The organism is Acanthopleuribacter pedis, from assembly GCF_017377855.1.
GTDB classification, from domain to species: Bacteria; Acidobacteriota; Holophagae; order Acanthopleuribacterales; family Acanthopleuribacteraceae; genus Acanthopleuribacter; species Acanthopleuribacter pedis.
The window spans coordinates 175,314-197,099 of record NZ_JAFREP010000007.1 but is presented as its reverse complement, the minus strand read 5'-3'; the positions used below and the strand labels follow the sequence as shown (position 1 = coordinate 197,099).

Here is a 21,786-nt window from a genome sequence, read left to right as displayed (position 1 = left end):
ATTTCCTAAGGCGTTGAGGCGCCAAGACCCGAGAACAACCCGGAACCAAGCGTTCACATACTTCCAGCAGAACCCGCATAAACAACGCATATTCACGAGCTTACAATCATTACCCAAAGTGTCGACGGGACGCAAGACGAAGATCGCAGCGAAGCGGCGTGATGAGCACTAGGAATATTGGCTAAAGATCTGAAGTAACAGGGCTTGGAGGAAGGCAGGCCGCACCGCCGGGTGCGACGAGCATTTCCACAGGCCGTTTCAGTTCAGAGGTTTAGCTAAAATCACCGCGGAAGATCGCGCATCTTAGGTAAAAGTCCCGCGAAAATCGAAAAGGTGCGCCCGTTTGGCCAAGCCCCTTTGTTCCGCTCGGCCAAATCTGCAAAGTAACGGTAGCCCTTGCCTTCACGCGGCGGTATGATGACGCCGAATCCCCTATCCAACAGGCCCGGCCCACGTGGCCCCCATTCAGCCACCTCATCCATCGCGGGAGCGGGCCAAGCGCACAAACAGGAGCTCACATGAAAGGTATTGTTCTGGCCGGCGGCTCGGGAACCCGTCTTTATCCCATCACCATGGGCATCTCAAAACAACTGATGCCGATCTACAACAAACCCATGATTTACTACCCGGTTTCGGTGCTCATGCTCGCCGACATTCGCGATATTTTGATCATCACCACCCCGGAAGACAGCTCCAGTTTTCAGCGTTTGTTAGGCGACGGCACCCAGTTTGGCGTCAACTTCACCTACGCGGTTCAGCCCGAACCCAAAGGTTTGGCCCAGGCTTTCACCATCGGGGCCGATTTCCTCGGCAACGAAGGCGCCTGCCTTATTTTGGGTGACAACATTTTCTATGGTCACGATTTCACCAAGGACCTCGCCGCCGCCTCCGCCCAAGAAGAAGGCGCCACCATTTTCGCTTACTGGGTCGCCGACCCCGAACGCTACGGTGTGGTTTCCTTTGACGACAACGGGGTCGCCACCAAAATCGTGGAAAAGCCCAAACAACCGGAGTCCCCGTTCGCGGTACCGGGTTTGTATTTTTACGACAACAGCGTGGTCGACATCGCCCGCAACCTCAAGCCCTCACCGCGCGGCGAACTGGAAATCACCGACGTCAACCAAATCTACCTTGAGCAGGGCAAGCTAAAGGTCCAAAAACTGGGCCGCGGCTTGGCGTGGCTCGACACGGGCACCTTTGAATCCCTGGCCCACGCCTCAACCTTCATTCAAACGATTGAGGAACGCCAAGGGCTGAAAGTTGCCTGTTTGGAAGAAATCGCCTACCACAAAGGTTGGATCAGCGCGGAAGACCTGGAAAAACGCGCCGCGCTCATGGCCAAAAACAGCTATGGCCAATACCTGAAAGCCTTGTTGACGATGCCGGATTTCGAATAACGCCCTCGCCAGCGCAGGCCGCGCGCAAAACCCTATGCCGAACGCACCATCCCGAACGGGATCCGGCCACCGAAACCCGGACGCCGCCCACCGGATGTGCCGGCATGTTGGTGGTGGTTGCGCCGCGGTCGGCGGTCGGTGCCTTACTCGTCTGATCCGCCGGCAGGGTCGGGCTGATTCGGCGTGGACACGCTCGGTTCGTCCACACCCGCGGTTTCCGGCCGGGTTTCCGCTTTCCCGGAAGACGGCTCCGACACCGTGCTGTCCGGGGTCTCCGACCCCGTCGTTTGCGCGGGCTCGGGCGGCGTTTGTAAAGGAATATCGCGGTGTTCCGCCGCTTCATTATCACCCCGCACCACCTCAAAACGGGTGCCGCCCAAGTGCTGTTGCGCGGATGTCGTGACCACGATTTGCCAGGTACCGTAGGGCTCGGCCGGAAAATGTTCTTTGAGGCTCCACGAACGAAATCCCGCCTCACGGCCGCCGACAATCGGCAACTCGATTCGGTCGGTCAGCTTGCCGTTCCAATACCAGGTGTGGTAAATCGGCTCTTCCAACCCACGCGGCGCGCGAATCGCCGAAAAAACGTAGATCCCACCCGCCAAAAAATCGGGGGTGAAGGTCGTGGATTCAAGCGGTTCCGCGATTCGCGCGGCCGCATCAAGTGATTTGGCGGGGTACAGCACCGTCGCGCGAAAGTTGGTCGGCGGAATAATCGGGCGTAATAGCCATACCGATAACCCGATTACCAGTGAGATGCAAACCGCCGTGCCCACGCGTTTGAACCAGTGCCCGGAAACAGCCCGGAAAAAACTCGGCAGGGTAATCAGCATCATGATGGTACAAGCGATGACGAGGCTGGTGGTCGTGGTTAAAAGCATAAGCTGAGGTAGCGAAACAAATATGACCAAAAAAGAAACAAACCCGTGTAACAGCGCGCGAACCCAGCGGCGCGCCACCAGCGGGAAATAAACCGCATCCAAAACCGAAATGCAGGCCAACAGGATCACGAATCCGGTGAACAGCGCGTGCGACGTATTCCATGCCGTATGAAAAAACAGAAAAGGAATTACGAAGAACAGCGTCTCCTGGTGCAGGCTTTGCGCGGTAAAACCAACCACGAAGTCCGGTAGCGCACGGCCCCAAAACCGCTTTACGATCTGTGACACCCAGACTTCGGCTTCAAAAAACAGCCATGTTAGGAGCAGGAACACCAGAATCCCGGTCGCCATTTCCTTTTGACGATCAACAAACAAAAAACTGCAGACGCCGGCGATAAAACTGATGACCGGCAACCAGTGTTGGCGGCGCCGGCAAAAGCGGTAGACCTTAATGAACCAAAGTCGCGCCCGACTTGCGCCGGCCTTGGGTACGACACCCTCAAGGTCGACATCCTCGACCCCTCCCGACGCCGCGGAAGAACGTCCGTCTGGCGATGATTCCATTGAGTGACCTTTTGTGGCCGCGGTCGGAAGTTTCGCGATAAACCCGAAAACGCCTAATATGAAAGGGGCCGACCGAGGCAGGTGTTTTTTTCAAAAAGCCTTACCATTCTAGGCCGCCCGATGGGACCCTTCAACGAAAACCAGGGCGAAACCGCTCGAAAAACGCGGAGCGGACGGCAAAAAAACCCGGATGCGGGCACAAAAAAAGGATGCCTCGGCATCCTTTTTTGCGCGATATGTTCGGGGACACATCGCCATTGGTTGAGTCAAACACGTGCGCTTAGCGGACTTCCTTGTGAACGGTGTGACGCTTCAAGAAAGGATTGTACTTTTTAATTTCCAACCGGCTAGGCGTATTGCGACGGCTTTTGGAGGTGGAATAACGTGAAGGCGGTTTGCCTTCTTTGCGCGCTTCCGTGCATTCAACCAGGATGTTAATGCGGTTACCTTTTTTTGCTTTAGCCACGGTGGTGTCCTTCGAAATCGCACAAAGTGTGCGGTGTTGCTAAGGGAAGCGGAGCTTCCGCGGATGCAGCCACATGCGGCCGCGAAGCGTGATCATAGCTTTTGCCCCCAAAGAACGCAAGAAAAAATAAGAAAAAACTTCCGGGCTCGCGGTCATCCCCCGGCTCGGTTACAATGAACCATCACGTTTTCCGATCCCTATCGTTTTTCAGCCACCCCGCGCGCTACCCGACGTGCGTGACCGGCACCCTGACCACGCCCGCGGCCCACCCTGTCGCCCGGCCACCCCATGCAGGAGGCATCCGGCTATGAACCGCATCTTAATCGTCGATGACAACGAAAGCATTCACGCCGATTTCCGCAAGGTCCTGCAAGGCGGCGCCAAGGACAAATTACGCAGCGTCGAACTGGAATTATTCGGCGAGGACGCGCTCGGCCCCGCGCCCAAGGTACACGCCTCCTACCGCCTCGACGACGCCTTTCAGGGCGAACAAGCCATAAAAATGGTCGACATAGCCGCCGCGGAAAACGATCCTTACGCGCTTGTATTTATGGACGTACGCATGCCGCCCGGCATGGACGGCATCAAAGCCGCGGGCGAAATTTGGCAGCGCCATCCCGAGGTGGAAATGGTGATCTGCACCGCCCACTCCGACTATTCGTGGAGCGAAATGCTGACCCAAATCGGGGTCAGCGACAAGCTGCAATTTGTGCGCAAACCTTTTGATATGGTCAGCATCCAACAACTGGCCCTTTCGCTTACCAAAAAATGGGAGCTGCAACGGCAAACCCAGGCCACCATCGAGCGCCTCGAGATCGAGGTGCAACAACGGGAATTGGCCGAGGGCAAATTGCGCGCCCTCAACGAAGATCTGGAATCCCGCATCGAAGCGCGCACCCATGAAATCCAGCAAAAAAACGAGGCTTTACAAGACGCGCTCGGCCATCTGCGCGAAGCCCAGGAGCACATGGTCGCCAGCGAGAAAATGGCCGCGCTCGGCGGCCTGGTCGCCGGCATCGCCCACGAAATCAACACACCCGTCGGCATCGGTGTGACCGCCACCTCGCACCTCACCCAAAAAACCAACGACCTCCTGGAAGCCTACCAAAACAAAACCATGAAACGCTCCGACCTGCACAGCTTCCTGCAAACCGCTCGGGAAGCAACCCACATGATCATGAGCAACCTCAACCGTGCCTCGGAACTCATTCAGAGCTTTAAACAGGTCGCCGTCGATCAGTCCAGCGAAACCCGGCGTACCTTCCAAGTCAGGGAATACCTCGAGGAGGTGATCCTCAGCCTGCGCCCCAACCTAAAGAAAACCCATATCGAAGTGGCCGTCACCTGCGATCCGGCGCTGTCCCTCGACAGTTACCCCGGCGCCTTCGGCCAAATCATCAGCAACCTCACCATGAACGCGGTGTTGCACGGCATCGGCGCACAAGCGTCAGGCCGTATTCGCATTGATGTAACCCCCGACGGTGACGGTATCATCCTGGTTTTCGAGGATAACGGTCGCGGCATCCCCCAAGACCATCTCAAAAAAATCTTCGATCCCTTTTTCACCACCAAAAGAGGTGAAGGCGGCTCTGGTTTAGGTCTGCATATCGTTTATAATATTGTCACTCAAACCCTTGGCGGCACGATCCAATGCGAAAGCGTTCCCGACGCTTTCACCCGATTTACCTTGCGACTCCCTTTTTCACCGCAACCTGGAGGTCCTCATGGTCGAAACCAACCTATTTGACGATGATGACGAACTGCTGTTTGCGGATGAGGAAGAAAACGAGGTTGTGAATCCCCATCGCGATCCATGGCGGGTTTTGATCGTCGATGATGAGGAAGAAGTCCATTCGGTCACCAAAATGGTCCTGGCCCAGTTCGAATTCATGGGTCGCGCCTTGTGTTTCATCGACGCCTATTCCGCCCATGAGGCCAAGCAAATTCTGGCCCGCGAGCCGGATATTGCGCTGATCCTGCTCGACGTCGTGATGGAAAGCGACGACGCCGGCCTCAAGCTTGCCGACTTCATCCGCAACGAAATGAACAACCATTTCGTGCGCATCGTGCTGCGTACCGGCCAACCCGGCCAGGCGCCCGAGGACCGCGTCATCCTCGAATACGACATCAACGATTACAAGGCCAAAACCGAACTGACCGCAACCAAGCTGTTCACCACCGTGGTCACCTCGCTGCGTTCCTACCGCGATATCATGATCATCGAACACAACAAACGCGGCTTGCGGCGCGTCATCGACGCCTCGCCGACCATTTTCAAACTGCAATCGCTCAACAACTTTACCCGCGGCGTTTTGGAACAGCTTACCACCTTACTCAGCATGGATAAAAACTCCCTGTTCTGCCAAGGCTTTACCGCCACCCACGAGGCCAGCGAACTGCGGATTGTGGCCGCGACCGGCGATTACGAGGTGATGATCGACCGCCTCGTCAAAGAAACCGTCCCCGATTCCGTCGCCGTCCTCCTCGCCCAAGCCTTGGTCGAAAAACGCAACATTGTGCAAGGCAGCCACTACGTCAGTTACCTGCCAGGCCGCGCCGACCAGGAGTACATTATTTATGTAAACGGTTGGGAAGAACTCAACGAATGGGACCGCAACTTGGTGTCGCTTTTTTTCACCAACGTGTCCGTGGCCCACGACAACATCATGCTACAAATGGAAATCGAGGAAACCCAAAGCGAGGTGATCTACACCCTGGGTGAAATCGCCGAGGCCCGTTCCCGCGAAACCGGCAACCATGTCCGTCGGGTCGCCTTGTACTCCGAATTGATGGCCAAGCTCTACGGCCTTACCGACCACGAGGCTGAATCGCTCCGCCTCGCCTCGCCCATGCACGACGTGGGCAAGCTGGGCATCCCCGACAACATCCTCAACAAACCCGGCAAGCTCAGCCGCGAAGAATGGGAAATCATGAAAACCCACGCGGGTATCGGCAATGAAATGTTGCGCCACTCCAAACGCCCCCTCATGCAGGCCGCCTCGATTGTGGCCGGCCAACATCACGAACGCTGGGACGGCGCCGGTTACCCCATGGGTTTAAAAGCACAAGAAATCCATATCTTCGGGCGCATCACGGCGGTGGCCGACGTGTTCGACGCGCTGAGCGTGTGCCGCGTCTACAAAGACGCCTGGCCCATCGACAAGGTGATGGCTTATTTCCGCGAGGAAAAAGGCCGCCATTTCGATCCCCGCCTGGTCAACCTCTTGGAAGAGCACCTCGACAAGTTCCTCGCCATTCGCCAAAAATTCTCCGAAAGCTGGGAACGCGGCGAGGTCTAAACCCCACCGACGCCGACACATGCACAACGGAATGCCTGGATCTACTCTGATCCATCGCACCACAACGGGGGCGCACACCGAAACCCGCAACACCAAACCCATCGCCACACAAACCCACCAACCCCCGCAGGCATTGACCCCTTTTCAGGACACCCCCAATTCAAACCGGAACAGGTCCTCTACGGAGCTTAACCCCCGCCACCACAAATATTTGGACGTCCCATTCAGAAGCGGCACGGGCTTTGCTCAAGGCAAGGCGACGCGTTGAACCCCACGTCCCGAGAGGTGGCATTATGAAATTCTTTACCTTGTTCTTGTGTGTTCTGTTGACGGCGCTTCAGGGCGTTTCCGCCGAAGACCGACCCGCGACCCAGCGCAAAAAAGTGACCTTGGCCCCTCCGCAAAAAGTGGAAGCCCACCGCGCCACCCGGGCCCCGGAACCCGAGCCCATGCCCAACCAATACTTGCCCCGCGTGCAGGTTCCCGACGGCGACCGCGCCGAATCCCGGGGCGACCAAGCCGAATCCCGGGGCAAACGCGGCACCCGCGTCACCCGTGACCGCGACGGTGTTACCGTCCCCGGCCACCCGCGCCGCATTCCCGACGGCTGGGAAGAAGAAGCCCGCCGCGAATCCCGCTGGGCGGCCAAACGCCTGGCCGGCCGCGCGGCCTACCGCGCCAGCTTTCACCTGGGTTACTACCGCGCCTTCAAACGCATCGCCCGCGATCAAAACCGCTTGTTCCAACACGACTTACGCGAAGGCCGCTACGACGGAGAGCAAAACCAAGAGGCCCGTCGCGAGGGCCGCTTGATCGGCCGCGAGGACGCCCAAGGTTTCGCCTCGGAGGACGCCGCCCACCGGGTTCGCGAACAGTTCATAAACCTGAACCGCACCCCCTTACGCAACCCCTTGGTCCCGCGTGCGCCCGTCCCTAACTACGCCGAGCTGATCGATTTCGGACAAGCCACCTCCCTGGAACACTTCATCAATGATTACAGCCGCCAATATCCGTTCGAACACAACCACCCGGCGCTGAACGGCTGGACACCCGGCACGCCCGCCGAACTGATCGCCACCCGCTCCTACCGCAACTTGCCCCGACCCCGCACGCCCCAAGCAACCCGTGCCTTCGAATTCTGGTGTGACTCACGTCGCGGCCGTCACATCTGGGAACAGTTGCCCTCAAGCGCACGCTTGACCTTCAAAAACATCTTCATGCTCAGCTTCCCGCCCTACTACACCAACGCCTTCCACCGTGACAGCCGCGCCTACCGCGACGGCTGGCACACCGGCTGGGACCACGCCGCCAACCTGTACGCCACCTACCATTACCAACTCGGCTATTACGAAAACAGCCAAGCAGCCTTGCTGGAAGCCGCCAACCAAAGTTTCCGCCGCACCTATGACCGTGCCTTCCGCCGCCACTACGACCAGCACTTCGATGATTGGTACCACAATGCCAAACCCGAAATCGGCACCTTGTCCCTGCGTGACGGCAACGACGACGGCGTGTTGGCGCCGGGTGAAACCTTCGAGGTCGAAGCCGAGCTGATCAACTACGGCGGGCGCGGCGGCTCCTTCGGGCTCGATTTGGTCAGCCAAGCCATGCACCGCACCGTCCAGCAATCGGTCCGCCTGGACGCCCGCTCCACCATGCGCATTGTGCTGAAACGCGGCACGATCCGCGACAACGTCCCCTCCCCTACCCTGGCCCAGTTCACCCTGGACCTCGGTGCCGCCCGCCAAGCGTTCGAACGCCGCATTGAGTACCCCGTCCAACTGGGCGAGATTCACATCGACCAGCGTTCCGACCTGCGCGGTAGCATCCGACTGTCGATCCCCGTGCGCAACGTCAGCAACCGCAACCAGCGCCGCATTCAACTGACCATCGACGGTCGCCGGGAACAAATCCCCAACCTGCATCCGCAACAAGAAGAATGGGTCCAATTCGAACGCAACGATCTGGCCCCACTCGATTTAATTGCGGGCACGGTACGGTTCCCAATCGAACTCACCGCCGGTCGCCACAGCCGCGAACACCGCGACTACCAAATCCCACAAAGTGCAACCGACCTGCAGCGCCGCGACTTGCTGCTGTACATGATCCAATTGGCGGAACAACCGCGTCGCGGTCGCCACCACCACGCCGCCGTTAACCGCGCCCAGGACTTGATGCTGGAGCGGATGCGCGTCGACTGGAAAGCCGCCATTGCAGCGCGAGGCAACCCCTACAAAAAAGACCGCAAGGATGGTTCAAAACGCACCGCCTTGGGCGACTTGGTCCACACTTTCAACCAGCACCGCCGTGACCTGGCCCGCCCCGAGGTCTTCACCGACATGCAACCCAAACTCGACGCCCTCTCGCGCAGACTCCCCGGCACCCATCCCTTCCTGCGCAAGCAGTTCCGCCGCCTAGCCCGCGAACTCGGCTAGCCCACAATTCGCCTATTCCTTCGATCCTTCCTTGGCGGATCGGCCTCCCGGCCGGCCCGCCTTTTTTTTTCATGCACCAACCCCGGAACGCCGCTTTTCGTCCCGAGGGTTTCAAACGTAAAATGGGAAGCACCCGACGATTCGGTTACCCACAAAGGAACAACCCCTTCATGAAACTCCTGAAATCGATGCGACTTCGCTTGGAAAAGGCCCGCGCAAACGCCCATGCATTAAACCGCAATCCCATCATCGCGGACCTACCCGCTTTCGAAGCGGCAACGACCTTGAGCGAAACCCTGACGACCTCGGCCCTTTCCCTGGTTGCCGACCTCAAAGTGCTGCGCAACCTTTCCCTCCAATTGGCCAAATCCGTGGCCGCGCAAAGCGAAACAGTTCAAGCCCAAATCCAAGCAGGTGAATCCTCGGCCGCGGAGGACCCGCCCGCCGAAAACAACCCCGACCCATTGATCCTCGCGCGCCGGTTGGCCGATATGAACCTGGCCACCCATCCACGCATGCACGCCAATCTCACCTTTTTGGTCGACAGCCGCCAATGGCTCATCGCCTATGCACTCTCCCTGGAAACCATCACCGACTTGCTCGCCACCCATGAAGCACCGACCATTGCCGACGCCTTGTTGCAACGTTTAACCGCCGTGGCCGATACCCTCGAAGAACAGCGCGCGGTCTGGGACCAAGAAGCAGTCGTTATCGCCCAATTGGAAGGCCTCGCCGAGGCCGCCGCAAACATCGCCCAACCCTTGGCGGCCGATCGCATCACCCCCTTCGACACCTATTTGCAGGTGCTCACCCTATGGACCGAAATCAGTTCCACTTTCCAACAACACCTCCAGGAGCTCGCCACCCAAACCCAACGCCATTTGGAAGCAACGCGGGCCGTAGAACAGAGCCTCGGCATCCCCAACGATTAAACCAGCCAAAGTCGGCCGGCTCCCGTTGGTACAACCTTCTTCACCAGGGTTTGCGCCCACTTAAACGTGAAAAGGCCCCGGTTTTAGCCGGGGCCTTTTTATAGGATGCGTGGTACGTCGGGAAACCGATAAGGGGTTTCAAATTAAGCCGACGCTGCAAGGTTCACAGGAAACACTCGCGGGCAGCGATCTAGTGATCGTTGACTTCGTCTTCAGCTTCGATGCCGTCTTCGTTGTAGCTGTAAACAACGTTGCCGTAAACCATTTTGGTGGTGTGCTCATCGGGGAAGCTGTCGCTGTCGGGCAGGTACACATTGCGCTTGGTGACGCCGGAGTAAACGACTTTCAAACGCTTAAACTTGATGGTGAAGTAGTTGACCATGTCGCCGTTGGTGATGTCGGGGCGGTAGAACAAGCACTCCAACTCGGGGATTTCAACGTTGTTGAACAGGTGTTGGAACGTAACGGGCGTGTGCTTGCCCATTTCAGAAACGTAGGTCAAAGGCTGACGTGAACGCTTGGATTTAACTTTGTTGTCCAACTCGGAAACAGGCAAGTTGGAGCTGAGGTGCAATTCGTGAACGCGGATGTGGGCTTCGTGGCCGGTTTCTGCTTCTTTGCCGGGGATGGCGCCGCAGTTGATAAAAGAATAAACAGTCATGGGGGATTCTCCTCAAAAAGTTCGTTTCGACGTTGAGGCATTAATGCAGGCACCGTGCCAACTTTGAAAACACCCAATTTGGGGGAATTTCCGGCCAAAATCCCGCGTGGACACGGTGATTTGTTTGCTTCCCCAAACAGCCTGTTCGCCATTCGGGAACCGGGGAGCGCCGCGAGGTATTCAGAATGCGAACAACATCGTTTCCCAATCAAGACAGGGCACCCTGCCCCCTACCACGGCGAACACCGGGTAGTGGCGGGTTGTTTTTGGGCGCGTTCGTCTCGGCGCGCCGACGCCGACACATACAGAAAAAGGCAGGCGAGCCCGCTCCGCCCCGACCCACAAAACAGACCCAGCCCGCATTTCTCACAAGAATTCGTCGCGAGAAACTGAAAGCCTTGCGCGTAAGAAGATGAAACCCGAAAGACATCACAGGGGTCATACTTTCGGCGGAGCAGTTGAGACGAAGGCGGTTCGACCGAGTGATGCGAAAGGCCGTCCCCTGGTCATCGCGAGGGTTGCCAGGTAGCAGATCTCCTTAGGAAAAGGGCGGGCCGGGCCTTCACAAGAAAATGACTTCCTTTCGGTACCAGGTCCAATAAAAAATATGCCCCTCGCCCTGCTCCGTAAGAAGCGGAATCTTTGTTTCGAAGATGTATGCATTCTCTTGGCACTCATTGATACCGCCAACGAAACCATTAATCCAAAGCGGATGCATTTGAAGATGAGATTCATGCTTCTTAACGACGCCCCGAATCAAACCGGTGAGGTCGGGATCAATGGTTATCTGCAGGCTTTCTAGATCGATTAGATGAGACCGCTCCTCAAGCGCCACGACATCATCATGATGGCGCGGGCTGTTTTTGGGGAGCTTCCTGAAGCGAAGGTAAACAACATGGGCAAACGTTTCGGCAGCAAGCAAATCATGAAGCACCGGCTCCTGGCTGGGGTTGATCGAAATGTTGAGATCGCAACGTTGTTCCGCATTGAGAAATTGCCATACATAACCATCGATTAAGGTCACAATGCCTCGCTTTCAATCAACTTAACGTGTCTAACATTGCTATAAAGAGTCGAGGATAAGAAAAAGGTTGAACGTTCTTTAGCGCTGTCAAAATTCGTTCCCGCATCAAAGAAGAATCGTCTTTAGGTAGTTGTTTGGCATAAGTAACAAGGTTGTGCAGAGTGAGCCCATCTCGTCGTTCATCAAAATCTTTAGAAGAACGCAATGTGGCAGGAAACCAAACCGCCATAGGTTCCGTGCGATGTTCTTCAGTATAATAAATCCTTGAACTTTTAAAGAGTTTTCGAACATCCGACATCGTTAAAGCTTCATGCATTAGAATAGTTAAAAGAGATGCGTCAAAAAAGGCGGCAAAAGCGCGTCCCTTTAATTCCAGGACATCATCATCGAATTCGATGTCATAGTTCCGGGCAGCGCGTTCCAAAGCCTTTAGACTCTCAGAACAAGTGTTTACATGGATCGCACCAATGGAGAGGCGACGTTCCGTGAATATGGCACCTTGCGCAAGGTAGCGCTTTAAGAAGTAGCAGTGTCCGACAAACAAGTAACTTCGATAGAGCTCGATTTTCATCTCAAAGTCGATGGATTGCCAATAATCGGAGATCGAGACAACCAAGTGCGCGCTCCTGCGATAATAACCTAAAAAAAACCGGAATACTCAAACAAGACCAGAAAAACCTTTCCTGCTTAAAAGAAACAAAATTCACCGGCAAACCCGATTCAACTCCCGAACCTCTGAATAAACAACATAATGTGTCTTAATAAAATATTCAGCAGGACTCATTTCTTTTGAGCTCTTTTTCATAATTCCATGGATATCAAATGACGACAGGTAATTAAAATAGGCCTCAACATCACTCTGAAAGTCTTCAATCGATTTAAGGCGTTGGCCGTCGGGCGCAATCAGTTTTGAGCGGCTTGCCTGATCGAGTTCCTGTAGGCTCATTTCTACCTCTCACTCCTGCTGATTCTGTAAAAGGGGTAAAAGAATTATACCCACATACGTATAACAAGGTCAATTCGAGACAGGGCCAAGTAAGTTTCCCTGAACTAAAAAAACCACCAAGCCACGCATTTCAAAAAACTTAGCTACGGGTGAGCGATGACGATCAGGGTGCGGGCGCGGCGGAAGACGCAGGCCATGGCTTGGCTCAAGGTTTCTGGGTCGAGGGCCGCGAAACTCTCGTCTAGAATGAGGATCTCCGCGTTTTGCAGCAGCGCGCGGGCGATGAACACGCGGCTGGCTTCGCCGTGGGAAAGGCGCCAGCCACCGTTGCCGCCGACAAGCTGCATCAAACCCGCGGGCATGCGGCTCAGCAGCGGACGCAAGCCCAGCTCTTCGCAAATTTCCTCGGCCTCGGCTAAATCCTCGGCGAGTGGCGGCCAATGGCGGCCCATCAACAGGTTGTAGGCCAGGGAGCCGCTGAATAGGTGGTTGACATGGAATTGCGGGGCGCCCGCAACCCTGGCCCGCCAACCCAGGTCACCCAAGGTGTGGTAGTCGAGACCGTGAATCAACAACAGGCCCGATTCCGGGAAACGCAGGCCCATCATGAGCGCGGCAAAGGTGCTTTTCCCACTGCCCGAGGGTCCTTCGATCAGCACGCGGTCGCCCTCACGAATGCGGAAATTGGGGATGCGCAGCATGGTTTGGCCGGTGCGCGAGTAACGGAACACGACGTCATGGGCCTCCAGCAACACGTTGCGACGGCGGATGCTCGCGCTCAGGTCCACCGGCGAAAGTTCGCGCGAGGGGTGCGAAACAACGGGGCTGCGACCGGCGGCTTTCATCAACGGCAACGTGTTCTGCCAGGCGTTGAGGGCGCTAACCAGGCTGAGAAACCCATTGCGTTGCTTGAACAGGGCGCGGAATGCAAGCAAGATGCCGCCCAGGCTAAAAACAACGGCCTCGGCGGTGGGGTCGTACCAGGCGTAAAGCGGAACCAAACCACCAATCCCCAGTACAAGCCAGCCGCGGCTGCTGAAATTCATCAGTAGGTAGCCGTGGAGTTCCATATTGAGCGAGAGTTGGAAATAACGGGACAGGGTCCAGTCCTCGTCAACGTGCCAGCGGTTGCGGTTTTCTTGGGCCAAGCGGGTTTGGTGACCGTTAATGGCTTCGACCAGGTCGTTGGTCATTTGCAGGCGCATGTCGGTCCAGCGCTGCCAACGATTGGCAAAGTTTTGGAAGAAAAAACTGATGGGGATCAACCACAAAACCAACAACCAGCCGAGCCACCAGGCATCGGCACGAAACAACAGGGTCATGGCAATCCCAAGTTCAACCAGCGAAAACAGCGCGGCGAAACCGGCATTTAGAGAAAGCGACTCGAAGGTACGCGATTCAAGCACCAATCCCAAAAGTTGGCCCCAACCGCGGCCGCGGATTTCCTCGGGTTCCAAGCGTTGGATACCGCGCAACAGCCGTTCCTTGAACACGCCGCCCAAACCGAGCGAAACCATGCCCTGCGCCCAACTCGCCAGCATGGTAAAGGGGATGATGGAAAACAACATAAAAACCCAAGCCAGAACGGTGGCGGAATCGAGACGGCCGTTGAGCACGGCTTCAATGAGAACCCACCAGGAACCCACATAAAGCAAATGGCTAATGGTGTAAAAAAGCAGCAAGGCGCTGCAATGATGCCACAGACGCGCGTGGCGCAGGTGTTTCCACAGCGGCGCCTGAGCGGGAAGCCGCAGCATCCAGACGCGCGGTAGGCTTTGTTGGGCCAATTTGGCGCGAGCCATGCGCGCACGAGCCTCGGCGCGTTTGTGATCGGGTATCCCAACGACCTCAAACACGGTTTCGCCAAGATCCTCGTTTTCACGACAATGGAGGTCTTCAAACCAACGCACCATCTGGAGAACGGGTAAGCGCAAGGTTTGTCCGTTGGGGCCCAACACAAAAACGGTGCGTCGGGTGCCGCGGGATACAGCGAGGTAACGCAAGCGGCCGTTGATTTGAAGTTCGAGAATTGCGGGTCCGCCGGTTTGGAGGAAGTGTTGCAAATGGTGGAAGGTAACGGTGACAGCCTCGGTCTCGACACGGAGCCAACGCGCGGCCCCCTCAACCCAGCGATCACGACTCTCGCGGCCCGCCTCCAGGACGCTGAGCGGCATGTGGGGGGCCTGCACCAGTTTGGGGGCCAGGCCGGATTCGCGCGCCATCATCTCAAGGCAATCGCCGAGTTTGTCCAACGGCCAGGTCCATTCGCGGTAGTTGTCGATGATTTTGTTGGCGCTCATGGGGTGTCCCCCGCGGCGTTTTTATCGACCAAGGTTCCTTTTTCCAGGAATTCGCGACGCCAACTCGGGGATTGCCATATTTCTTTTTCCAGCCATTCCTCGGCCTGGATCAGTTGGTTGAGACGGCTGCCTTTCTGTTTAACGAGCACGCGTGGATCGCCGTCCTCGGCCAAAGTCCCGTCACGCATCACCAGCACGCGTTTAAAAGACATGGCCTCGCGCACGTCGTGGGTAATAAAAAGCAAAGTAGCCTGGGGCCACCAACGGCGCACCGCGGTCAGCAACCGTTGCCGCGAATGGCGGTCAAGACCGCGAAACGGCTCGTCCAAAATGACGAGTCGGGCCAAGGGACGCATCATGCCGCGACCCAGGCGCACCCGGGCCCCCTCGCCGCCGGAAATGAAGGTCCCTTCCTCGCCCAACTCGGTCTGCAAGCCTTGTGGCAATCCTTCCAGAACATCGTAAAGCTGAGATTTTTCAAAAACCTCGGCGAGGGAAAGACGGACGGACTCATCGGAACCGTATTGCAGGTTTTCCAACAAGGTTTTGTTCCAAAGATGAACCTCGGGACTGACCCAAGCGGTGGTTTGGCGCAGCTGCTCCAACTCCTCGCCGTCGAGCATATTACCTTCCACCAAAACCCGGCCGGCCTGGGGCTGGACCGTACCCAACAGCAAATTGGCCAGGGTTGATTTCCCGGCACCGGACGGCCCAACCAAAGCCACTTGCTCCCCGCGCGCCAACTCAACATGGACGTCTTTGAGGATGGTTTGTCCGCTGGCCTTCACGGAGACGTCGCGGAAACTCACGGCAACACCCGGTACGGTCTCCATTTGCATGCGCGGATCGTAGGTGGCCTCGGTGGGTTCGACGAAGTTTTCTTCGTCGGCGAACACGGCCTCCATCAGCCGTAATGTTCGGTTGCGAATGCCGGGATAACCGCGAATACCGGCGATCAGGGTTTCACCAACGACGGGCACGCGCAGGGCCCAATAGGCAAACAACAGCACGGAACCGGCTTGGGCGGCGTCGGTCTGCAGGTGGAGAACAACCAAGGTGGCGGCAAGGGCGTAGCCGGACAAGGTGGTCGCCCCCTCAAACCACACGGCGCGCCATTGCAGCGCGCGGCCGGAACGGGTCCATTCCCCCAGCAAGCGGTCGTGTTCACGGGCGACGGCCCCCTCGGCCCCGAGACTGCGACAGGCAATCAAACCCTGCAACGCATCCAAGTAATAGGTGGTCAGGCTACCGCCGTGGGTGCGGTTGCGCATGTCGGGCACGGAGAGGTAGGGCGCCAAAGCAGGTGGCAAAATCAAAAACAAACTGGTACCGACGACGGCGGGCACGGCGACCTTGGGATCCAGCCAAATCAGGCCGGCGGTGGTGAGCAACAGGCCGAACCCATTGTTCACAATGCGGCTCAACACGGAGGAGATCTGGCGAATATCGGTCACGCTGTGGCACCGCTCGGAAATGTCGCCAAGCGAGAGCGTACTCAGGTAGTTATTGCCGAGACGGGGGAGTTTTGACAAAAAGGCCATACGCAGACGGCTCTCAATCTTGCCACCAATCCGCAAACGCACCTGGGTGATGAGAAACTGGAGAACGAGCTGCACAATCAGGAAAAACAGAATGATCGAAATCCCGACAAACCGCTGGCCGGCGGTGAGGTGCAAGCCCATGTCCAGTAATCCGCGAAACAGCAGTGCCTCAATGATGGTGCCCATGGCGAGCACGGCCAGCGAGACCAGGTACAAGACGGGCAGGAACCAACCGTCTGCCAGCATCAAGTGCATCAGGTAACGGAAGGGGGGCGGCATCCCGGCATTGCCCGGGCCACTTTTGGTTTGGGTTTTGCGGCGTTCTTCCGGGACGGGGCGAACATCCACGAGGCGAAGCAGCAAAATACCGCGCTGGCGCAGCCGCGGTCGCCCGGTGGCGTCGGGGGGCGCGCTAACGACACTCCAATATTCGCGGGGAATCAAATCAAGGGCCTGGCGCGGCCGGTCGAGGCAGCGTTGAAACAATTGCACGAGCGCCCGCGCGGCGGGTTCTCCCCGCTTTAAGGCACCACAACTACAGAAGTTCAACATCAAACGGGTGGCCGCTTCCAAGGCCGCCAGACAGAACCAATCCGAACCACCCAACACGCGTTTGCGCAACTGTTCCCGCACGGACTGGGCAATGCCCAGCGATTCATGACAGCGTTCCAGGGCCAGCAAAAAGTCGACGTCGCCGGCCCAGACACGCCAAGCCTCGGCGTCGATCAGGCGTTCTTCCTCGCGCAGATGCTCGCGAAAGGCACCCACCTCGGGCCAATAACGACCGCGAAAGGTGTCCATAATTTGCAAACGACGGCCCAACCCACCCCAGTACACACAGAAGTGGTTGGTTTCACCGCCACCGCGGGCTTTTAGAATCAAGGGCCCGGTATCGTCGTGATCGAGAAACAGGAATTCAAGCGGCAGGTATTCTTCTTGAAGGACCACGCCGTAGCGGGCGGCCAAACGCGCCAACTCGGAAAGATCGGTCCCGTCGACCTCGGTTTGACTGAGTCGGCGCAACTGATCGAGCCGTACATCGATTTTGAGACCGGCAAACAAAGCCATCAAGGCGGCGGGCCCGCTGTCCATGGCGGAGTTTTGGATGTATTCGGGAACCAGCCAAGCGCGCCGATTGGGGATACCCATCAACGACTCCCGTCCACGGCGACCTCTTGCTCGCCGAGTGCAACCTTGCCCAACATCCGCCACAAAAGCTGGGCGGGCGAAACCCGCTCAACCTCGATTTCAACGAGCCCGGGCTGGCCGTGTTGGAGGGGTGCCCCGTAGGAAGCGGCGTCTTCCAGCGCCATCTCCACGCGAATGCCCTGGCCATGCACTTCTCCGGCAATGCGTTCGACGCGCGCGGGCAGGTAGCCGAACTGGGTCCAGGGAAAACCGTCGAGTTTGATGCGCGCGGACTGGCCCAAGCCTATGCGGCCCAAGGCCTGGTGCGGCTGAAAATCGGCGACCGCGGTCAGATGACCGCGCGGCAACAGGGTCGCCACGGTTTCACCCTCTTCCAAAAAAGAACCCGCCGGAAAACGCCCCACGGCACCCAACACCCCGTCGCTGGGCGCGGTAAGTTGCAAGCGCGCCAATTGGAAATCAAATTCAGCCAGGCGGCCCTGCAACACGCCCACGCGCGCCTCGGTCTCGGCGATCTCCCCTTCCAAGGCGTAAATACGCGCCTGGAGCAGCGCGGTCTCGCGATTCTGACCAACGCTCTCGCGCTCCACGCGCACTTGCTCGGCCTCAAGCCGCGCGCGCAGCCCCTTCTCCTCACTGTCCAAGCGCGCGGATTCAACGGAGGGCAGCAAACCCTTTTCGGCCAACGCCCTCGCCGCCTGCTGCTCCAACACGGCTTGGCGGGAACTGCTTTCCACCTCGCGAACCTGGGCCTCATTTTCCACCCGCTTCAAACGCGCTGATTTACGGAGCAGCAGCAAGGCCTCGGCCTCGGCTTCCAAACGACGGCGTAATCCGGTCAACTTGGTCTCCAGCAGTGCCGATTCAGCGGCGGTGGTTTGTTGTGCCAGTGACAGGCGGCGCCCATCCAGGGTAAGCAACACCTCGCCCCGCTGTACCTCCCGTCCCAGTTCGAGGGTATGACTCGCCACGGACCCTTGGATTTCGGATTCAATGCGCATGGGCGCGGGCCGCAGTTCGAGCCGACAGGCGGCGGACGTTTCGTACAACACAATCGACGACTTGAAAAACCAATAGCCCCAAATCGCCATCACCAACAAAATCAAAAGTTTGCCTGCAATTAAGTACTTTGGATGGTCGGCGCGCATGGCGCGCATCGTCTGTGTAAAGAGAACAGACATCGAGTCCCCACGATCTAGAATCTCAAAAGGAAACAGGCGCAAGCGAACCAAGCACAACGGCCGGCCCCATTCACCCAATTCAAAAAACGAGCACACCCTGAACACGAGAACCTACAAGGCACGCTACTTAGCTCTGATTTTCAAGAAGCACCTGAATAACAACGGCTTAAAAAAAATCTACCACATGGTTCGAGCCTCTTAGGTTGAAGGTATTTAAAAACTTATCGATAAAAACCCGCTTTGGCATAACCCACGCAAAACATCACCCTACAGCGGGATCGTGAATTTTATCAAGCTGTTTTCCGCCAGTTCTTTAGCTTTCGGCGAGAATTAAACGAACCCTTAGTTTCCCCCTAAATGCACCGGCAAGGGAATTAAAGAGCATCCACGAGACCCAAAAAAACCAGGGACAACAGAAAAGACCAGTGCCAAAACATCGTAAATCCCTGTGTAAAGCCCCGGTTTAAAAGTGCTTCGCGGAGATTCCGGCAAGCGACGCGCTCGGCGTGGGCCTAACCCGCATTTCTCACAAGGAATTCTGCTAGGGGGCAACCCATGCGATTACGTGGGTTTGCCTTCCGCCCTACTCGGTCGAGCCGCCTTCGCCTCAGCTGCTACCCCTCTACCGTAGCTTGGTCGTCATCTTCGTACTCACAAGGCTTTCAGCTTCTCGCGACGAATCCTGGTGAGAACCACGGGCTAATCAACCCATTTCAGGTCGTATAAAACAGCCGCTTCACCTTTTTTCGCAATTTTCTTTTCCAAGTGACGAACCAACTTGGCGCGGCGCTTGAGCAAGCTCCTGATTTCGGACTTTTTCAAGAAGGGGGCCAACAACTCGGCAATTTGGTCGTCACCCACTTCCTGCAAATTTTTGAAAAACGTACGATCACAGCGGTGAATGTTCTTGGCGTCGCGCAGGGTCGGGTTGCGGTCAAAAGCGCGCGTGTGGTCGATGTACCAAAGGTTCCAATTGTGATCGAAGAGAAAGTTTCCCTGATTGCGATCAAGATTTTGGATCAAGGCGTCAAACACACGCATGCTCTGGTCTTGCAGGTAAAAGCGGTCCTCGTCGGGAATGGCGACGCCTTTTTCAAGCCGAACGGTTTCGGTCATGCCGTTCTCAATCCAAAACTGAAAAGAACCCTGGCGGCCGCCGTGGTCGCGCAGCACGACGGGCGGCACGCGGTACAAACCCATCAAACGGCTGAGATGGTAGGCGGCAACCTCGTACCCGTAATGGTCGTTCACGCGGTTGGCAACACCGCGTTTGAATTCCCCACCACTGTCCACGGTGCGGAAAATGGCGCGGAAGTGAACCCCGTTGTGGCGCATCTCGGCGCGCCGCGGCAGGGTTTTGCCACTACCCAGTTCTTTAAATCGCCCGATCTCGGCCTCACGCAACAACTGCAACACCTGGTTGTCGCCGCGAAACGGCTGCGGGTTCCCGTCTTTGGTGATGTAGGTACGCTCGTGATCCGGTGTTTTTTCCATGGCGACTTTGCCGTTGGTCAGCACACCCACCCCGGTCCAGATCGCGGGGACGGGCGGAATAATCGACTCAATCGGCCCCTCGCCGACCAATCGGGGTTCGCCCGCGGGCGCGGCGTCGCGCAACAAAACCTCGGTCCGATCTAAATAAATGGCCCGAAAGGTGGTGTCGATGATTTCCAACGCGGCGGGCTGACCGCCGTAATGGGAATGCAACATGCCCGTATCCACCAAAATGATACGCCCCCCGAACCGCATCGCAATCCCCTGACCTTGCGGGGTGTGACCGGCAACGAAATGGCGCACCTCGTCGCGTTTAACCAAAGTCTCCACCTTGGCCAGATCGTTGGTTTCGTGCCAATCGGCGAAGCCGCGGAACCACAGTGCCTTTTTGCTGTTGAGTTGGGTCATCTCGGTCTGAAACTTGATAAAAGCGAGCAGGGTCTCGTTGTAAGCCCGTTCCTTGGCACTTAACCGCATGCGGTTGCCGCGTGGATCGCGTTTGGGGTTTTCCAGATGGCGCTGGGCGGACCCCAGCATTTCGGAAATATCGTCGTAAGGGGTAATGCTCCCAGCCTCGATCATGGCGGCGCGAAACGCATCGAAGGCGGCAATATCCGCCCGCAAGTTTTTGTTAACCTCGGCCTCGGTCCAATCCTCGCCGTAGGCATCGGGGTCAATCCCCCCGTGGACAAACACGGTATGCCCCACGCGCAGCACCGCGTTTTTACCGCGCAACCACTTGCCGTAAACCCCGTCGGGGCTAATCGCGTCGATGTATTCTAGGTAACCAAGCGGACGTCGTTCATACCATTCTTTCTCAAAGGCTTTGGAAAAATGGGGAGCTTGTAAGCCCATGACGGTATCGGACTTACGGCGCAACCGCTTAAAAGCATTGTAGGCTTTTTTGCGTAACTTCTCGGCATTCTCGCCGGCAAAGGCCGCGTAACTCTCGCGCCCCACATCCCGCATAAACAGTGACAGGTTCATGGTTTCGTGGTTGCCCAGCAACACATGAACCTGACCGCCTTGGGCGGGCGCCTGTTCTTCTAAGGCCATCAACAAATCGAACACCTTGCGCACATCGGGACCACGGTCGGTCATATCCCCGGTTTGCACAAAAATAGTGTCACCACCGGTCCAATTGCGTTGTTCATCAACCAGACCGGCCTTTTTCAAAATCGAAACCAAGGCGTTGTAATCACCGTGGATATCGCCGACGGCGACTATTCGTTGGCCGGGTTTGGGCACCACGACATCGGGGGCAATACCAGCGACAAGGGGGAAGAAACACAACAACACAAGCAGCAAAATTCTGTTCAAGGGAACGCACCTCCGGCGCGTGAGGGAATGGTTAGCTAAACCCAAAAAAGCGCATTGGGTATGATTTTTCATCGAAAATGCGGGCGGAAAACCTAATTATCCCGCCACGAGGGATCAAACAAACCGGGGTAGATCGACGCCTAGCCCGCATTTCTCACAAGGAATTCTGCCGCGAAGCCGAAAGCCATGCGATTAC

Annotated in this window: 15 protein-coding genes; 5 read left to right on the top strand and 10 right to left on the bottom strand. The window is 57.1% G+C overall.

What is annotated here, in order from left to right:
* Nucleotides 1-518: 518 nt before the first annotated feature.
* Nucleotides 519-1,397: a glucose-1-phosphate thymidylyltransferase RfbA gene (gene rfbA / locus J3U88_RS10035; protein ID WP_207858550.1), complete on the top strand. Its 879-nt coding sequence runs from the start codon at nucleotides 519-521 to the stop codon at nucleotides 1,395-1,397.
* A gap of 143 nt (nucleotides 1,398-1,540) precedes the next feature.
* On the opposite strand, the gene J3U88_RS10030 is transcribed toward rfbA, so the two are convergent.
* Both J3U88_RS10030 and rpmG read right to left on the bottom strand, forming a co-directional pair.
* Complete coding sequence (locus J3U88_RS10030) at nucleotides 1,541-2,842, bottom strand: DUF5924 family protein (protein WP_207858548.1); 1,302 nt, start codon at nucleotides 2,840-2,842, stop codon at nucleotides 1,541-1,543.
* Between the two features lie 280 nt (nucleotides 2,843-3,122).
* Entirely contained in the window at nucleotides 3,123-3,308 is a 186-nt protein-coding gene (rpmG, locus tag J3U88_RS10025) for a 50S ribosomal protein L33 (RefSeq protein ID WP_207858546.1), read from the bottom strand.
* A gap of 307 nt (nucleotides 3,309-3,615) precedes the next feature.
* On the opposite strand from rpmG, the gene J3U88_RS10020 reads away from it, so the two are divergent.
* From J3U88_RS10020 to J3U88_RS10005, 4 genes are all read left to right on the top strand, one after another.
* Nucleotides 3,616-5,055 (top strand): hybrid sensor histidine kinase/response regulator, encoded by a 1,440-nt coding sequence (locus J3U88_RS10020; RefSeq protein WP_207858544.1) that lies wholly within the window; start codon nucleotides 3,616-3,618, stop codon nucleotides 5,053-5,055.
* Nucleotides 5,033-6,607 carry a DUF3369 domain-containing protein gene (locus tag J3U88_RS10015; RefSeq protein ID WP_207858543.1) on the top strand — a complete coding sequence of 525 codons (1,575 nt, stop codon included), beginning with the start codon at nucleotides 5,033-5,035 and terminating at the stop codon, nucleotides 6,605-6,607. The genes J3U88_RS10020 and J3U88_RS10015 overlap by 23 nt, the downstream gene beginning before the upstream one ends.
* Before the next feature lie 293 nt (nucleotides 6,608-6,900).
* Complete coding sequence (locus tag J3U88_RS10010) at nucleotides 6,901-9,042, top strand: hypothetical protein (RefSeq protein WP_207858541.1); 2,142 nt, start codon at nucleotides 6,901-6,903, stop codon at nucleotides 9,040-9,042.
* A gap of 170 nt (nucleotides 9,043-9,212) precedes the next feature.
* Entirely contained in the window at nucleotides 9,213-9,974 is a 762-nt protein-coding gene (locus J3U88_RS10005; RefSeq protein WP_207858539.1) for a hypothetical protein, read from the top strand.
* A 190-nt stretch (nucleotides 9,975-10,164) separates the two neighbouring features.
* Here the strand turns inward: J3U88_RS10005 and J3U88_RS10000 are convergent, their stop codons facing one another.
* The 8 genes from J3U88_RS10000 to J3U88_RS09965 all read right to left on the bottom strand — a co-directional run bounded on the left by J3U88_RS10000 (nucleotide 10,165) and on the right by J3U88_RS09965 (nucleotide 21,590).
* Nucleotides 10,165-10,635 carry a type VI secretion system tube protein Hcp gene (locus tag J3U88_RS10000; RefSeq protein ID WP_207858537.1) on the bottom strand — a complete coding sequence of 157 codons (471 nt, stop codon included), beginning with the start codon at nucleotides 10,633-10,635 and terminating at the stop codon, nucleotides 10,165-10,167.
* A gap of 562 nt (nucleotides 10,636-11,197) precedes the next feature.
* Entirely contained in the window at nucleotides 11,198-11,659 is a 462-nt protein-coding gene (locus J3U88_RS09995) for a hypothetical protein (protein ID WP_207858528.1), read from the bottom strand.
* Between the two features lie 16 nt (nucleotides 11,660-11,675).
* Nucleotides 11,676-12,275, bottom strand: a complete 600-nt coding sequence (locus tag J3U88_RS09990; RefSeq protein WP_207858526.1) for a hypothetical protein — start codon at nucleotides 12,273-12,275, stop codon at nucleotides 11,676-11,678.
* A gap of 87 nt (nucleotides 12,276-12,362) precedes the next feature.
* The gene (locus tag J3U88_RS09985; RefSeq protein ID WP_207858524.1) at nucleotides 12,363-12,605 is read right to left on the bottom strand and encodes a hypothetical protein; all 243 of its coding nucleotides are present in this window, start codon (nucleotides 12,603-12,605) and stop codon (nucleotides 12,363-12,365) included.
* Nucleotides 12,606-12,748: 143 nt separating this feature from the next.
* Nucleotides 12,749-14,905: an ATP-binding cassette domain-containing protein gene (locus tag J3U88_RS09980; RefSeq protein ID WP_207858522.1), complete on the bottom strand. Its 2,157-nt coding sequence runs from the start codon at nucleotides 14,903-14,905 to the stop codon at nucleotides 12,749-12,751.
* Nucleotides 14,902-17,595 (bottom strand): ATP-binding cassette domain-containing protein, encoded by a 2,694-nt coding sequence (locus J3U88_RS09975; RefSeq protein ID WP_207858520.1) that lies wholly within the window; start codon nucleotides 17,593-17,595, stop codon nucleotides 14,902-14,904. The genes J3U88_RS09980 and J3U88_RS09975 overlap by 4 nt, the downstream gene beginning before the upstream one ends.
* A complete protein-coding gene (locus tag J3U88_RS09970) occupies nucleotides 17,595-18,776 on the bottom strand; it encodes an HlyD family secretion protein (protein WP_207858514.1) in 1,182 nt (393 codons plus the stop codon). The genes J3U88_RS09975 and J3U88_RS09970 overlap by 1 nt, the downstream gene beginning before the upstream one ends.
* A 699-nt stretch (nucleotides 18,777-19,475) precedes the next feature.
* A complete protein-coding gene (locus tag J3U88_RS09965; RefSeq protein ID WP_207858513.1) occupies nucleotides 19,476-21,590 on the bottom strand; it encodes a metallophosphoesterase in 2,115 nt (704 codons plus the stop codon).
* Nucleotides 21,591-21,786 lie beyond the last annotated feature (196 nt).

Bases quoted from the DNA above. Each gene is read 5' to 3' on its own strand.
- J3U88_RS09975 (WP_207858520.1), bottom strand. From the start codon at position 17,595: ATGGGTATCCCCAATCGGCGCGCTTGGCTGGTTCCCGAATACATCCAA.
- J3U88_RS10015 (WP_207858543.1), top strand. From the start codon at position 5,033: ATGGTCGAAACCAACCTATTTGACGATGATGACGAACTGCTGTTTGCG.
- J3U88_RS09970 (WP_207858514.1), bottom strand. From the start codon at position 18,776: ATGTCTGTTCTCTTTACACAGACGATGCGCGCCATGCGCGCCGACCAT.
- J3U88_RS09980 (WP_207858522.1), bottom strand. From the start codon at position 14,905: ATGAGCGCCAACAAAATCATCGACAACTACCGCGAATGGACCTGGCCG.
- J3U88_RS09985 (WP_207858524.1), bottom strand. From the start codon at position 12,605: ATGAGCCTACAGGAACTCGATCAGGCAAGCCGCTCAAAACTGATTGCG.
- J3U88_RS10005 (WP_207858539.1), top strand. From the start codon at position 9,213: ATGAAACTCCTGAAATCGATGCGACTTCGCTTGGAAAAGGCCCGCGCA.
- J3U88_RS10010 (WP_207858541.1), top strand. From the start codon at position 6,901: ATGAAATTCTTTACCTTGTTCTTGTGTGTTCTGTTGACGGCGCTTCAG.
- rfbA (WP_207858550.1), top strand. From the start codon at position 519: ATGAAAGGTATTGTTCTGGCCGGCGGCTCGGGAACCCGTCTTTATCCC.
- J3U88_RS10020 (WP_207858544.1), top strand. From the start codon at position 3,616: ATGAACCGCATCTTAATCGTCGATGACAACGAAAGCATTCACGCCGAT.
- J3U88_RS10030 (WP_207858548.1), bottom strand. From the start codon at position 2,842: ATGGAATCATCGCCAGACGGACGTTCTTCCGCGGCGTCGGGAGGGGTC.
- J3U88_RS10000 (WP_207858537.1), bottom strand. From the start codon at position 10,635: ATGACTGTTTATTCTTTTATCAACTGCGGCGCCATCCCCGGCAAAGAA.